12 protein-coding genes are annotated in these 13,155 nt (G+C 70.3%); 1 reads left to right on the forward strand and 11 read right to left on the reverse strand.

Going from position 1 to position 13,155, the window contains the following annotated elements:
• Positions 1-12 precede the first annotated feature (12 nt).
• From ACX114_RS25225 to trmFO, 8 genes are all read right to left on the reverse strand, one after another.
• A complete protein-coding gene (locus ACX114_RS25225; protein WP_459288552.1) occupies positions 13-1,341 on the reverse strand; it encodes a tetratricopeptide repeat protein in 1,329 nt (442 codons plus the stop codon).
• 92 nt (positions 1,342-1,433) lie between these two features.
• Positions 1,434-2,657, reverse strand: coding sequence for an aspartate aminotransferase family protein (locus ACX114_RS25230; RefSeq protein ID WP_459288554.1), 1,224 nt, complete (start codon positions 2,655-2,657; stop codon positions 1,434-1,436).
• A gap of 58 nt (positions 2,658-2,715) precedes the next feature.
• A complete protein-coding gene (gene hslU, locus ACX114_RS25235) occupies positions 2,716-4,113 on the reverse strand; it encodes an ATP-dependent protease ATPase subunit HslU (protein ID WP_459288556.1) in 1,398 nt (465 codons plus the stop codon).
• A gap of 12 nt (positions 4,114-4,125) precedes the next feature.
• Positions 4,126-4,653: an ATP-dependent protease subunit HslV gene (hslV, locus tag ACX114_RS25240; protein ID WP_459288558.1), complete on the reverse strand. Its 528-nt coding sequence runs from the start codon at positions 4,651-4,653 to the stop codon at positions 4,126-4,128.
• Between the two features lie 81 nt (positions 4,654-4,734).
• The gene (locus ACX114_RS25245) at positions 4,735-5,124 is read right to left on the reverse strand and encodes a DUF1801 domain-containing protein (RefSeq protein ID WP_459288560.1); all 390 of its coding nucleotides are present in this window, start codon (positions 5,122-5,124) and stop codon (positions 4,735-4,737) included.
• Positions 5,125-5,138: 14 nt separating this feature from the next.
• Positions 5,139-7,421, reverse strand: a complete 2,283-nt coding sequence (locus ACX114_RS25250) for a kinesin (RefSeq protein ID WP_459288562.1) — start codon at positions 7,419-7,421, stop codon at positions 5,139-5,141.
• A gap of 102 nt (positions 7,422-7,523) precedes the next feature.
• Entirely contained in the window at positions 7,524-9,143 is a 1,620-nt protein-coding gene (locus ACX114_RS25255) for a gliding motility protein (protein ID WP_459288564.1), read from the reverse strand.
• Positions 9,140-10,504, reverse strand: a complete 1,365-nt coding sequence (trmFO, locus tag ACX114_RS25260; protein ID WP_459288566.1) for a methylenetetrahydrofolate--tRNA-(uracil(54)-C(5))-methyltransferase (FADH(2)-oxidizing) TrmFO — start codon at positions 10,502-10,504, stop codon at positions 9,140-9,142. The genes ACX114_RS25255 and trmFO overlap by 4 nt, the downstream gene beginning before the upstream one ends.
• Positions 10,505-10,734: 230 nt before the next feature.
• On the opposite strand from trmFO, the gene ACX114_RS25265 reads away from it, so the two are divergent.
• Positions 10,735-11,127: a TraR/DksA family transcriptional regulator gene (locus ACX114_RS25265; RefSeq protein WP_223742229.1), complete on the forward strand. Its 393-nt coding sequence runs from the start codon at positions 10,735-10,737 to the stop codon at positions 11,125-11,127.
• Positions 11,128-11,189: 62 nt separating this feature from the next.
• On the opposite strand, the gene ACX114_RS25270 is transcribed toward ACX114_RS25265, so the two are convergent.
• Genes ACX114_RS25270 through ACX114_RS25280 form a run of 3 tightly spaced genes read right to left on the reverse strand, consistent with a single transcriptional unit; the run spans position 11,190 to position 13,063 of the window.
• A complete protein-coding gene (locus tag ACX114_RS25270) occupies positions 11,190-11,765 on the reverse strand; it encodes an ExbD/TolR family protein (protein WP_459288568.1) in 576 nt (191 codons plus the stop codon).
• Positions 11,766-11,767: 2 nt separating this feature from the next.
• The gene (locus ACX114_RS25275) at positions 11,768-12,292 is read right to left on the reverse strand and encodes an ExbD/TolR family protein (protein WP_459288570.1); all 525 of its coding nucleotides are present in this window, start codon (positions 12,290-12,292) and stop codon (positions 11,768-11,770) included.
• Between the two features lie 27 nt (positions 12,293-12,319).
• Positions 12,320-13,063: a MotA/TolQ/ExbB proton channel family protein gene (locus tag ACX114_RS25280; protein ID WP_459288572.1), complete on the reverse strand. Its 744-nt coding sequence runs from the start codon at positions 13,061-13,063 to the stop codon at positions 12,320-12,322.
• Positions 13,064-13,155: the final 92 nt, after the last annotated feature.

Here is a 13,155-nt window from a genome sequence, read left to right on the forward strand (position 1 = left end):
GCATGCACCTCATCACGTGAACGTCCAGCGCAGCTTCTTGAGGCCAGCGCGAGCGTCGGCGTTGTCGGGGTCCAGGCGCACGACCTCCTCGAAGTGGTGCTTGGCCTGCTTCTTCTGCCCCGCCACCAGGAGCACCTGAGCCAGCAGCAACTGGTAGTCCGCGCGCCCCGGCTTCAGCTCCACCGCGCGCTGCGCGAGCTTCAGCACCTCCTGCGCGTCCTGCGCCAGCTCCCGCCCCACGCGCGCCGCCTGGAAGGCCGCCTCCGGGTTGTCCCCGTTGAGAGACACGGCCAGCTTGTACGCGGCCTGCGCGCCAGCGAAGTCGCCGCGCATCTCCAGCTCCTGGCCGCGGTCCACCTCCGCCTGCGCGCGCGCCAGGTCGTGCTTGCGGCGCGCCTCCACCAGCAACTGCGCGACCTCGCGGTTCTTCGGGTCCAGGCCCAGCACGTGGTTGAAGTCCTGGTAGGCCCGCTCGAAGTCCCCGCGCGCGGTGGCCGCCTTGCCCCGGGCGATGAGCTCCGTGAGCTTGTGGCTGCGCGCCATGTACGGGTGGCGGGCGAAGCGGGCTTGGCGCTCGGCGCGGCGGGCCTCCGACTCCGCGTCCTCCGGGGGCGGCGCGGCGGGAGGCGGCACCGTGGCGAAGGACCCCGAGGGCGGGCGCGCACCCGAAGCGGCGGGGGGCGGCACCGCCGCGAAGCCGCTGCCGGACACCGTGCGCGGGGGCGCGGCGGCCGGAGGAGGCGTCGTCGGAACGCGAGCGGGCGGGGCCGGGGGCGGCGTCGCGGGGGCGCGCGGCGGCTCCTGGCGGCTGAGGGCGTTGTGGGCGTCCGTGAGGCGCTTGAAGATGCGCTCCAGCCGGGCGCGGAAACTGCCCAGGTTCTTGCCGAAGTAGCGGTCCGGGTGGAAGCGGCGGGAGGCGTTGTAATACGCCTGCTTCACCTCCTGGGGGCTGGCGCCCCGGGCCACGCCCAGCACCGCGTGGTGGTCCATCCCGTCCAGCGAGCGGTCCATCTGGATGATGTCGCGCTTCTGGTCGGGCTCCAGGTCCACCTCCTCCGCCATGGCGGCGTCCACCGCCGGGGCGGCGGGCGCGGCGCGCTGCACCACCCGTGCGGGCACGATGGCGCCCTTGGCCCGCAGCGCGAGCAGCACGGCGATGGTGCGCGCCTCGCCCAGCGAGGAGCGGGACAGCACGGCGTCGATGCGCTCGACGCGGCCCACCAGCGCCAGCACGGAGCCCTCTTCCGGGCTGAGCTGGAGACGGGCGGGGTCCAGGTGGGGCACCGTGGCGATGTGGTCGGTCCTGCCCCCCAGGCCGACGATGGGGTTGGGCGCGCTCAAGGTGTCAGTTCCGCGGGCTGGCGAATCCCCAAGTGTAGGTGTCCGGGAAGCAGGGCGTCAAACCTCCCGGGACCGTCAAACCGCTCCCCCTTCTACAGCGTGGAGAGGACACGCTGGAGGATGCCCAGCGCTTCGTCCAGTTCGTTCCGCGTGATGATGAGGGGCGGGGCGAACCGGAGCGTCACCTCCCCGGCGGAATTCACCAGAAGGCCGTTCTCGCGCAGCTTCGCGATGACGGGGGCGACCTCCCGGTCCAGCTCCACGCCCAGCAGCAGCCCCTGCCCGCGCACGGCCTTGATGCGGCCCTCCGGCAGCGCGGCCTGGAGCGCCCTGGCGCCGGCGAGGAAGTGCTCCCCCTTGGCCCGCACCTCCTCCAGGAAGCCGGGCTGGCGCATCAGGCGGATGACCACGTTGCCCGCGGCGGCGGACACCAGGTTGCCGCCGAAGGTGGAGCCGTGGGTGCCCGCGGAGAGGCTGCCGGCCAGCTCCTCGCGGCAGAGCATGGCGCCCATGGGCAGCCCGTTGCCCAGCGCCTTGGCGATGCTGATGGCGTCCGGCCGGATGCCGTGGTGCATGAAGCCGAAGGGCTGGCCGGTGCGGCCCATGCCCGTCTGGACCTCGTCCACGAGCAGCAGCAGGCCCTTCTCGTCACAGAGGGCGCGCAGGCCCTGGAAGAAGCCCGGGGGCGCCATGCGCACGCCGCCCTCGCCCTGGATGGGCTCCACCAGGATGGCGGCGGTGGACGGCCCCACGGCGTTGCGCACCCCCTCCAGGTCGCCGAACGGCAGGTGCCGGAAGCCCTGGGGCAGCGGCTCGAAGCCGGCGTGGTACTTCGGCTGGCCGGTGGCGGTGACGGTGGCCAGCGTGCGGCCGTGGAAGCCCTTCTCGAAGGAGAGGATCTCGAAGCGCTCCGGCGTGCCCCGGTCCTTCATCACCTTGCGGGTCAGCTTGATGAGGGCCTCGTTGGCCTCCGCGCCGGAGTTGCAGAAGAACGCGCGCGGCAGCCCCGCCCAGTCGGTGAGCTGCGCGGCCAGGTCGATCTGCGGCTGCGAGTAGAAGACGTTGGAGACGTGCCACAGCGTCTCCAGCTGCGCCTTCGCCGCCGCGACCACCTCCGGGTGGCAGTGGCCCAGCGCGCACACGGCGATGCCGCCGATGCAGTCCAGGTACGCCTTGCCATCCGCGTCCCACACCCGCGTGCCCTGCCCGCGGACGAGGGCAATGGGTTGCTGCTTGTAGTTCTGCAGCAGGTGCTGCTTCGCCTTCTGGATGAGGTGCTCGTTACCAGGGGCGGATGCGGGGGACGGCGTTTGCAAGGTGGGGTACCTCTCTCTTCCTGATGACGCGGTGGGACGACGCGCGGACCCTAGCGCGCTAGAGGATGTAGCGCGACAAGTCCTCGTCCTGGACGATGGGGGCCAGGCGCTCGCGCACGTAGGCGGCGTCCACCTGGAAGTCGCGTGGGCCCATTTCGCTGGCCGTGAACGACACCTCGTCCAGCAGGCGCTCCAGCACGGTGTGCAGCCGCCGGGCGCCGATGTTCTGCGTGCGCTCGTTGGCCTGCTGGGCGATGCGGGCGATCTCCGCCACCGCGTCGTCCGTGAAGGACAGGCGCACGCCTTCCGTGCCGAGCAGCGCGGTGTACTGGCGCATGAGCGAGTTCTTGGGCTCGCGAAGGATGCGCACCAGGTCGTCGCCGGACAGCGCCTCCAGCTCCACGCGGATGGGGAAGCGGCCCTGGAGCTCCGGGATGAGGTCCGCCGGCTTGGAGACGTGGAACGCGCCCGCGGCGATGAAGAGCATGTGGTCCGTCTTCACCTGGCCGTACTTGGTGTTGACGGCCGAGCCCTCCACGATGGGCAGGATGTCGCGCTGCACGCCCTCGCGCGAGACGTCCGGGACCCCGCCACCCTTGCCGCCCTCGCGGCTGGCGATCTTGTCGATCTCGTCGATGAAGACGATGCCGCTGGACTCGGCGCGCGCCACGGCCTCGCGCTGGACGCGGTCCGGATCCACCAGCTTCTGCGCCTCTTCCGCGCGCAGCACCTGGAGCGCCTCTGGCACGCGCAGCTTGCGCTTCCGGGTGTTCTTCATGCCCGGCATGTTCTTGAACAGGTCCTGGAGGTTGACACCGATCTCCTCCATGCCCTGGCCGCTGAAGTTGCGCATGAACGTGGGGGAGCTCTCGCTGGTCTCCACCTCCACGGTCTGATCATCCAGCGTGCCCGCGCGCAGCTGGGCGCGCAGCTTCTCCCGCTCGTTTTCGCCCAGCGGCGTGGGCGCGGGGGTGGGCGGAGGCGCGAAGCCGAAGGGCGGCGAGGACGTGGTGCGCGCCTGCCCGCCGTTCTTGATGAGCTCCATCAGCCGGTCCTCGGCCAGCTCCTCCGCGCGCGGCTTGACCTTCTCCGTCTCCTCCTCGCGGACCAGCGCGATGGCGGCCTCCACGAGGTCGCGGATCATCGACTCGACGTCGCGGCCCACGTAGCCCACTTCGGTGAACTTGCTGGCCTCCACCTTGACGAAAGGGGCCTGGGACAGCTTCGCCAGGCGGCGGGCGATCTCCGTCTTCCCCACGCCGGTGGGGCCGATCATGATGATGTTCTTCGGGTAGATCTCATCCCGCAGGTCGTCCGGCACCTGCTGGCGGCGCCACCGGTTGCGCAGCGCGATGGCGACGGCGCGCTTGGCGTCGTTCTGCCCGACGATGTAACGGTCCAGCTCGCTGACGACCTCGCGAGGCGTGAAGGCGGACAACTTGCGCGATTCGGCCACGGGGCGGTCCTCTCAGAGCTCTTCGTAGGAGACGTTGGCGTTGGTGTAGACGCAGATGTCCGCGGCGATGGCCATGGCCTGCGTGCAGATGTCGCGGGCGGACAGGTTGGAGTGCGCCTGGAGGGCGCGCGCGGCGGCCAGGGCGTAGTGGCCCCCGCTGCCCACGGCGGCGATGCCGTGGTCCGGTTCGATGACGTCGCCCGCGCCGGACAGGATGAAGGTCTTCTCCTTGTCCGCGACGATGAGCAGCGCTTCCAGGCGGCGGAGGAAGCGGTCGGTGCGCCAGTCCTTGCCCAGCTCCACGCAGGCGCGCGCCAGGTTCTTCTGGTGCTCCTTGAGCTTGCCCTCGAAGCGCTCGAAGAGGGTGAAGGCGTCCGCGGTGCTGCCCGCGAAGCCGGCGAGCACCTGGCCCTCGCCGAGCTTGCGCACCTTGCGCGCCGTGTTCTTCATGATGGTCTTGTCGAGGCTGACCTGGCCGTCGCCCGCGATGACGACCTTCCCTTCGCGGCGGACGCAGAGGATGGTGGTTCCGTGGAACATGACCGGGGGTTTAACAAGACCGCCCGGCCGCGACCCACAAAAACCGCGCGGCTGTCCGCTCCCTCACCCTGCGACAGGCGCTCAGGTCGCGGTCGCTTTCATCCAGCGGCCCACGAGCTTAACCAGAGCGGCCTTCTTCGCTTTCACCGTCTTCGCGTCCGGCAGCGCCACCACGCCCCGGTCCTTCGCCAGCCACTCCACCAGCCCGGAGTCGTCCTCGAAGACGAAGCCCTTCGCGTCCTTCACCTTCGCGCCCCGGTGGAGGATGACCTGGAAGATGCCCTTGGGGACCAGGCGGAACGTCACGCGGTCATCACCCGAGTGCACGAAGCTGGGGGCCTTCCACTTGATGCGCTCGGTGATGCTGTCGTCCGAGTCCAGGATGGCCATGCGCACGGCTTGAATCTCCGCCTTCAGCGGATGCTCGAGCTCCGCCATGAACCCGTCGACTTCGACGTTGCGCGTGGCCATCCCTGTCTCCTTTCCTACTTCGCGGGCGCCGGAGCGGGTGCGGCCGCGGGCGCGGTCCCCGAGGGAGCGGGCGCGCCCGGCAGCTCGGAGGGCACCAGCTTGGGCAGGAGCACGCGGCAGGCATCCTCGGACAGCCAGTGGTACGTGCACAGCCATTCCGTGACGGGCACGCGCACCTGCCAGCCCAGCACGAAGAGGATGAGCAGCGTGAGCCCCAGGCGGGCGCCCAGGGACATGCTCTCGGCCTCGTCGTCGTCCTGCGTGTGGCGCAGCGCCCCGCGCACCAGGTCCACGTGATCCACGCGCGCGTTGCTCGGCAGCTTGGGCTTGCGGGTGATGAGCGTCGCCACGCCGCGCGTGAGCATCAGCCGGTCGTTGAGCGCCCAGCCGGAGCCCTCCAGCAGCAGCGCCAGGTTGCGCCTGCGCAGCTTCAGCCACCCGAGCAGGCCCGCGGGGGCCATCACCACGATGAGCAGGATGGTTGCCGCGGTAATGACATCCACCAGCGTGAGGGACTTCACCTGCGTGAGGATGAACGCCAGCGAGGAGCCCAGCGCCGCGAACGCGATGCCGCCCGCCGCGAGCACGCCCGCGATGCCGCCGCCCGCCGGAGCCGCCGCGGGCGCAGCGGCAGCCGCCGGAGCCGGAGCCGCGGTGGGCGGAGGCGCGGTCACCGTCTGCTTGTAGCCGGACTCCAGCGACGCATCGAAGTCCTTCTCACTGGACGCGGCCAGCCCCTCCACCTTGCTGGTGATGAACGCGCCGATGCGCATGAACGGCATGGTCATCGACTCCCAGAGCGACACGGGCTGGCGGATGACCTGCGTGACGATGGCGTCGCTCTCCTTGCCGTCCACGTCGTAGAACACGCCGCGCTTGCCCACGACGAGCTCCGTGCTGCGGCCGGAGGTGACGGGCACCGCCACCTCGTAGGCTTCCGCCGCGTCGCGGGGCAGCACCTTCACGTAGAGGATGCAGGTGGTCCCCTGCCCCGTCAGCGCCGCGTGCGCCGCGCGGTCCGTCACCAGCACGGACAGCGTGTACTTGCGCCCCGCGAGGATGAGCGTGCCCCGCTCCATCAGCGCCCGCCGCTTGGGCAGGTACAGGTTGGGCATGCTGATGAAGTTGTTGGCGAACTGCAGCAGCCAGCGCTGGTACAGCACCAGCCGCTCCAGCTCCGCGATGACGTCCAGCGTGGGCTTGAGCGACAGGTCCTCGCGGCTCACCGACTCCAGCGCGTCCAGCTCCTCGTCCGACACCGCGCCCAGCGTGTCCGCCACCGCGTGCAGCGGGCTCGCGTCGCGCTTGGCCTGCCAGCCGAGGATGGCCTCCGCCTTCGCGGACAGCTCGCGCCAGGCCGTGTCCGTCAGCTTCACGCCGTCGCCCAACAGCGGCGTCGCCACCTCCTGGTGGAAGGCCTCCAGCTTCTCGTAGCCGGCGCCGCGGTACAGCCGCGCCCACACCAGCACGCCGGACGGATCCGGCGGCGCGATGGGCAGCTCGTTCGCGGCCTTGCCCATGGCGCCCAGGTCCCCCAGCGCGCCCTCCACCCGGTCCGCGCGCAGGCGCAGGCTGGCGGCGGCCTCCGGCTGCGCGGCCACCAGCCGGCACTGCACGAAGTAGCCGTCCAGGAGCGGCGCCACGTCGTGCACGCGCTTCGCCGGCTCCAGGCTCGCCGTGCCCCAGGTGAACACCGCGTCCTTGCCGCCCAGGTGCGCGAGCAGGGCCGTGCGCTCCTCGCGGAAGCGCTTCACCAGGCCCACGTCCACGCCCGCCAGGCCCGCGCGGTTCGTCACCTGCGGGAAGGCCGCGATGATGGACTGCGCCAGGGGCCGCAGCCGCTCCGGCAGCGACACCGGCGCGATGATGCCGTCGCCGTTCTTGCCCGCGTCGCGCAGCGCCTTGTCGCTGGTGCGCAGCTGCTCCAACGACAGCTTCGTGGTGTCCGGCGCGTTGAGCGTGCGCAGCACCAGCTCCGCCGCGCCCTTGAGGTTGGATGCCGTCTCGGAGAGCGCGGAGAGCTCCAGCACGTCACTGCCCGCGTCCGCGCCCTTGCGGTCCTGGAGCCGCGCCGCCGTCCAGTCCACCGCGGCGCGCAATTCCTCCACGCGGATGCGGCGGTTGCCGTCCGCGTCCATCAGCGCGAGGAAGCGCGGATCACACGCGATGCCCTCCATGGGGCAGGCGAGCGCCATCCACTGCGTCGCGGGGATCCTCACCGCCTCGGTGAGGGTGTTGAAGTCAGGGATGTCGACCTGGAGCGAGCCGCCGTAGCGGCGATAGACGAGCTGTGCCATGCGGCGTGCGAAGACAGCACACCCCGTCCGGGTGTGCACGTCTCAACATCACGCCGCGCCCGGAAAGGAAGGCCCGGATGGCCTCCCTTCCCGGGTCCCCCGCTACTGCGCGGTGGCGACGGCGCTGTACACGCCGGGGTTCTGCCCCTGGCCGATGATGTAGACGGCCCGGGTGTCATCCTTGCCCGCGAAGTACACGGGCACCTGCACGCCCTGGTCGAGCGTCTTGCGCGCCCCCGACTTCACGTCGTAGACGGCCACGTCGTAGGTGTCCGAGTCCATGCGCGCGTACGTCGCGAGCACGCGGGCCCCGTCCTCCGAAATCTTGTAGCTGAAGATGCCCTGCAGCCACGTCTTCGCCTCGGCCTGCTTCTCGTTCAGGTCCACGGCCTTGAAGTCGCACGCGCGGCCGTTGCGGATGCAGTTGGTGCGGAACACCACCGCGGCGTTGTTGGGCGCGAAGCCGTAGCCGAACACGCCCGGCTGAACCTTCTCCGCCTTCTCCTGGCCCAGCGCGTACAGCATCAGGTCCACGGAGAACACCGGCTTCAGGAAGCGCGACAGGAACGCCACGTAGCGGCTGTCCGAGCCCCACACGAAGTTGGGCACGCGGTCCCCCACGCGCTTGGGCGCGCCGTCCGGCAGCGACGCCACGGCCAGGCCTCCCGCGCGCGACGGCTGGTCGTACTTCTCCAGGAAGCCCACCGCCTTGGAGTCCGGCGCGAACGCCAGCTCCTCCACGGCCTCGCCCAGCTTGCGCCCCGCGCCTCCGGACGCCGGGCCCACGTACAGGTCGCCCAGCTGCTCCGGCTTGCCGTTCTCCGTGCGCGCCAGCCACTGGCCATCCGGAGAGAAGCTGAAGTTCTTCGAGCCCGTGGCCAGCTTCGTGCCCTTCAGCGCGGGCACGTCCGCGAGGTACAGGTCATACATCCCGCGCACGGCCTCGCTGCGCACCTGGTAGGCCACGTGCTTGCCGTCCGAGGACACCTGGTAGTCGCCCACCTGATCCGCCAGCTTGCGCGGCGCCTCCGTGGAGCCCACCGTCACCGCCGCCAGGCCGCCCGCGGCGGACAGCCGGCGCTTGAAGAACAGCGTCTTGCCGTCCGGGGTGAACTGCGCGGTGCTCACCTCGCCCGCCACGTCCTGGAACGGCCCCTGCGGCAGCTTGCCCAGCTTCAGCGTGCCCGCGTCCACGAAGGCCACGTGCACGCCGTCCGGGGACGGCAACAGGTAGCTCACCGCCGTGCCCAGCTTCACCGGCGCCGCGGCCATGTCCGCGAGCGCCAGCACGTTCAACTCACCGGACTGCGAAGCCGGGTTGTAGCCCGTCACGTACAACAGGTGCTTCGAGTCCTGGGTGAACAGCAGGCTGCCCGGCACGTTCGTCACGCCGTCGCCCAGCGCGCGCACGTTGCCGCCCGTCACCGGCACGACGTACAGCGAGCCCACCAGCATCTGCGGCGGGATGCCGTCCAGCCGGGGCTTCTGCCCATTGAGCAGGAACGAGGCGTACTGCCCGTCCGGCGACAGCCGCAGGTCCGCCGCGCGCCCCGGCACGAGCAACTGCCCCTGCCCGCCCACTACTGCGGTGCCCTTCGCCGCGCTGCGGACCGTGTCCCCCTGCGCGGCGCTGCGCTGGGAGGGCGCGGCATTGTCCTCGCTCTTCTTGCACCCTGACACCGCCAGCAGGGCCACCAGGCCCACCATCCCGGTTCGCTTCATGCGCTCGTCTGTCCTTCCGTCTGGGCGACAACGCCCGCGAGTGGCAGCCAGGCCGCCAGGTCCTGCTTCGCCCGCGCCGAGTAGGCCGCGCGCTTGTCCGCCTTCTTCATCCGCCCGGACAGCGGCGGGAACAGGCCGTAGATGACGTTGGTGGGCTGGTGCGGATGATCCGGCGGGTGCGCCTCCCCGGTGAGGTGCCGGTACAGCGACCCCAGCGCCGTCGTGGCCGGAGGCGGCACGAACGGTGTGCCCGTCAGCCGCGCGTGCACCGCCAGCGCCACCATGTAGCCGCACGCCGCGCTCTCCACGTAGCCCTCCACGCCCGTCACCTGTCCCGCGAAGAACACCCGCCGCTCCGTCTTCAACGACAGGTCCTCCGCCAGGAGGCGGGGCGAGTCGATGAACGTGTTGCGGTGGATCTGCCCCATCCGCAGGAACTCCGCATTCTGGAGGCCCGGGATGCACGTGCTGAAGATGCGCTTCTGTTCACCCCAGGTCAGACGCGTCTGGAAGCCCACCATGTTCCACGCCGTGCCCGCCCGGTCCTCCATGCGCAACTGCACCACCGCGTACGGGTCCTGCCCCGTGCGAGGGTCCTTCAGCCCCACGGGCTTCATGGGCCCGTAGGCCAGCGTGTCGTCGCCGCGCTCGGCCATCACCTCGATGGGCAGACACCCTTCGAAGTATTTCGGTTCCTCGAAGCTGTGCGGCACCACCTTCTGACCTGCCTTCACCTCGTGGACGAAGCGGTAGTACTCGTCCTTCGTCATGGGCAGGTTGAGGTAGTCGTCCCCGCCGCCCTTGCCGTAGCGGCTCTGGCGGAAGGCGATGTCCATGTCGATGGAGTCACCCGACAGGATGGGCGCGATGGAGTCGTAGAAGTAGAGCTTCGTGCCCACGTGGCGCTCCAGGTCCGCCGTGAGCGCCTCCGACGTCAGCGGCCCCGTGGCCACCACCACCACGCCCTCCTCCGGCAGCCGCTCCACCTCACCGCCCACCAGCTCCACGCCCGCGCCGGAAGTAAGCCGGGTGGTGATCTCGCGCGAGAAGCCCTCGCGCTCCACCGCCAGCGCGTCGCCCGCGGGCACGCGGTGCAGGTCCGCGCTGGACAGCACCAGCGACCCCAGCGCGCGCAGCTCCGCGTGCAAGAGGCCAATGGCGCTCTCCGGGTTGTCCGAGCGCAGCGAGTTGCTGCACACCAGCTCCGCGAGCGTGTCCGACTTGTGCGCCGGCGAGCGCTTCTGCGGCTTCATCTCCCGCAGCACCACCGGCACGCCGCGCCGCGCCAGCTGATACGCGCACTCCGTCCCCGCCAGGCCGCCGCCAATCACCGTCACCCGCTGCTGCTTCACGTCCGACATGCATGCCTCCGGGCCCCCTCGTACCGGGGCCCCAAAGGGCCCTGTTAGCAGAGAGGCCACGCCCTTTCACGTCCGCCCGCCTGCCCTGCGTCCCGCCATGCGTGCGGAATGGGAGGTGAGGTTTCCCCACCTGGGATCCAACCCTAGGTTTCTCGCGGTCTTCGCTCGGGACGGGAAGCGTTCGAGCGAGCGCCCTACAACCGCGAATTGGGGATGGGAGTGACGCAGCCATGAGCCGAGCCGACGACTTGTTGAAGATCCGGGGCCTGTTGCAGGAGCGTCGCAGGACGACCGAGACCGCGCAGGCGGGCGCCCGCCGTGAGCTGGCCGCCCTGAAGGATCAGGAGCGTGATCCCGAGTACGAGGAGCAGGCGCAAGCGGAGCTGGCGGACTACACGCTCAGCACGCTGATTGAAGCGCAGCGCCGGGAGATCATGCTCATCGACGCCGCGTTGAGCCGCATGGACAACGACGTGTTCGGTGAGTGCGTGGACTGCGGCAACGAAATCTCGCTGGACCGGCTGGAGGCCATGCCCTTCGCCATCCGCTGCGAGGAGGACGCCGCCGTGCACGAGCAGGAGACGCGGGAGGCCGCGCGCCACGTGGGCAGCCTGTCCCTCTAGCGAAACCGTTCCAGCGCTCCCCCGTGCGTCCATCCCGCGCGGGGGAGTCGTGTGTCCGGCGGCTAGTCCGCGTCGCGCTGGAGCACGATGAAGCGGTAGTTCTGCAGCTCGTTCTCGCCCGCCGTGTAGAGCACCGTGAGCAGCAGATCATACGGGACCATCTTGTCCGCGATGACCGACAGCTCGTGCGTGAAGGGCGCCGCCGGGTTGCGCGCCTCGATGTACCTCAGCTTCGCCACTTCCTTCTTCAGCTGCGCGTCCAGCCCCGCCACCAAGCGCCCCTGAAGCTGGGCCTCCGGGATGCGGCCGTCCTTCAGGCGCACCACCTCTTTGTCCCCCACGAGGATGTTCTTGGGGGTGATGGTGATGGCCACCGTGTCCTTGGGCGAGGCGCGCGTGGAGGAGACCGGCGGCCGCACGTCTTCCGACGCGGTGATGGCCGCGGAGGACGACGCGAAGGACTTCAGGAGGAACACCAGGATGATGGTCATCATGTCCATCATCGCGGTGATGTTGAGCTCCTTCACCTCGCTGGCGGCCTCGCGCTCCTTGCGCTTCTTGCGCGCGAGCGCCCGGCGGTAGCGCATGCGCGCGAGCTGGTCGGCTTCTTCGGCGGACAGGGGCGCGGTTTCGGCCATGGCTAGAGGACGCCCAGGGTGACGTCGGGGAAGAGCAGCTTGCGCTCGGCGACGGTGCCCGTCGTCTCACGCAGGGCGTCCATCGTCTGGATCAGCGACTCGTAGGGGATGTCCGGATCCGCCGCGACGATGACCTTCGTCTCCTGCGGGAAGGCGGCCTTGAGCTTCACCATCTGCGCGTTCAGCGCGGCGAAGTCCTGCGTGCCGTCCGCGCGCAGGGCCAACGTGGGGACCTTGTCCGCCGTGACGGGGATCTCCGTGCTGTTGCCCCGGATGAAGAGCCCGTCCTTGGCGATCAGCACGGACAGGTTCAGCTTGGGCGCGTCCGCGTCCCCGCCCGCCCCCGCGGTGGCGCCGTAGCTGGGCGCGTTCACGTTGAGCGCGCCAAAGGCGGTGAGGCCGGTGATCGACAGCAGCATGAAGATGATGAGGTTCATGAGGATGTCGAGGTACGGGACGATGTTCAGCTCGCCCGCCTCCTCCTCTTCCCTCGGCTTCAGCTTCCGGCGCGAGTAGTGGAACGCCATGGCGTGTCCGTGGCTCGTGCGGCGCGGTTACGACGCGGCGCGGACGTCGGAGTCCGAGGGGACGACTTCCAGCGAGCCCCGGCGCGACAGCAGGTTCTCCAGCTTCAGCGCGTTGAGCTCCACCAGCTCCACCATGTTCTTGGCGTAGTTGCTGAAGAACAGGTGCGACACGATGCAGAGCACCGCGATGGAGAGGCCGAAGCCCGTGTTGTACATGGCCTCCGAGATGCCGTTGGAGAGCAGCGCCTGCTTCTGCTCCGCCGGCACGTTGCCCAGCGCGCGGAAGGTGCCAATGAGGCCCACGATGGTGCCGACGAGGCCCACGAGCGTCGCGATGTTCGCGAGCGACCACAGCCACTGCACCCGGCGCGACACGTGCGGCGTGTACTCCGCCAGCGCCTCCTCCACCGCCTTGGCCACTTCCAGCTCACCCCGGTTCGCGTTGATCAGCCCCGCGCGGATGACGCGGGCCAGGGGCGAGCGCGGCGCCATGCCGCAGAACTTCACGGCGCGGTCCAGGTTGCCGCTGCGGACCATCTTGTGGACCTGCTCGATGAACGCCGTCGCGTTGAGGCGGTAGCGGTAGAGCAGCGTCACCGCGCGCTCGCCAATCACCGCCAGCGAGGCGGCCAGCCAGAACAGGTTCACGAACATGAACGGGCCGCCGGCCTTGAAGGCGCCGACGATGAAGTCCCCCAGGCCTCCCGAAGAGGCATGGCCCGCCGCGGCGGGTGCGGCCTCGGCCACCACCACACGCAGCAACTCATTCATGGAGGGAATCATCGCGGACCGCGTCCTTTCGCTGCCCCCGCGCGCACCCCTGCCGCGAAACGGGCAGGAGGCATGCTGGTGGGCCGGGAGCA

The organism is Corallococcus sp. M7 (assembly GCF_054512695.1).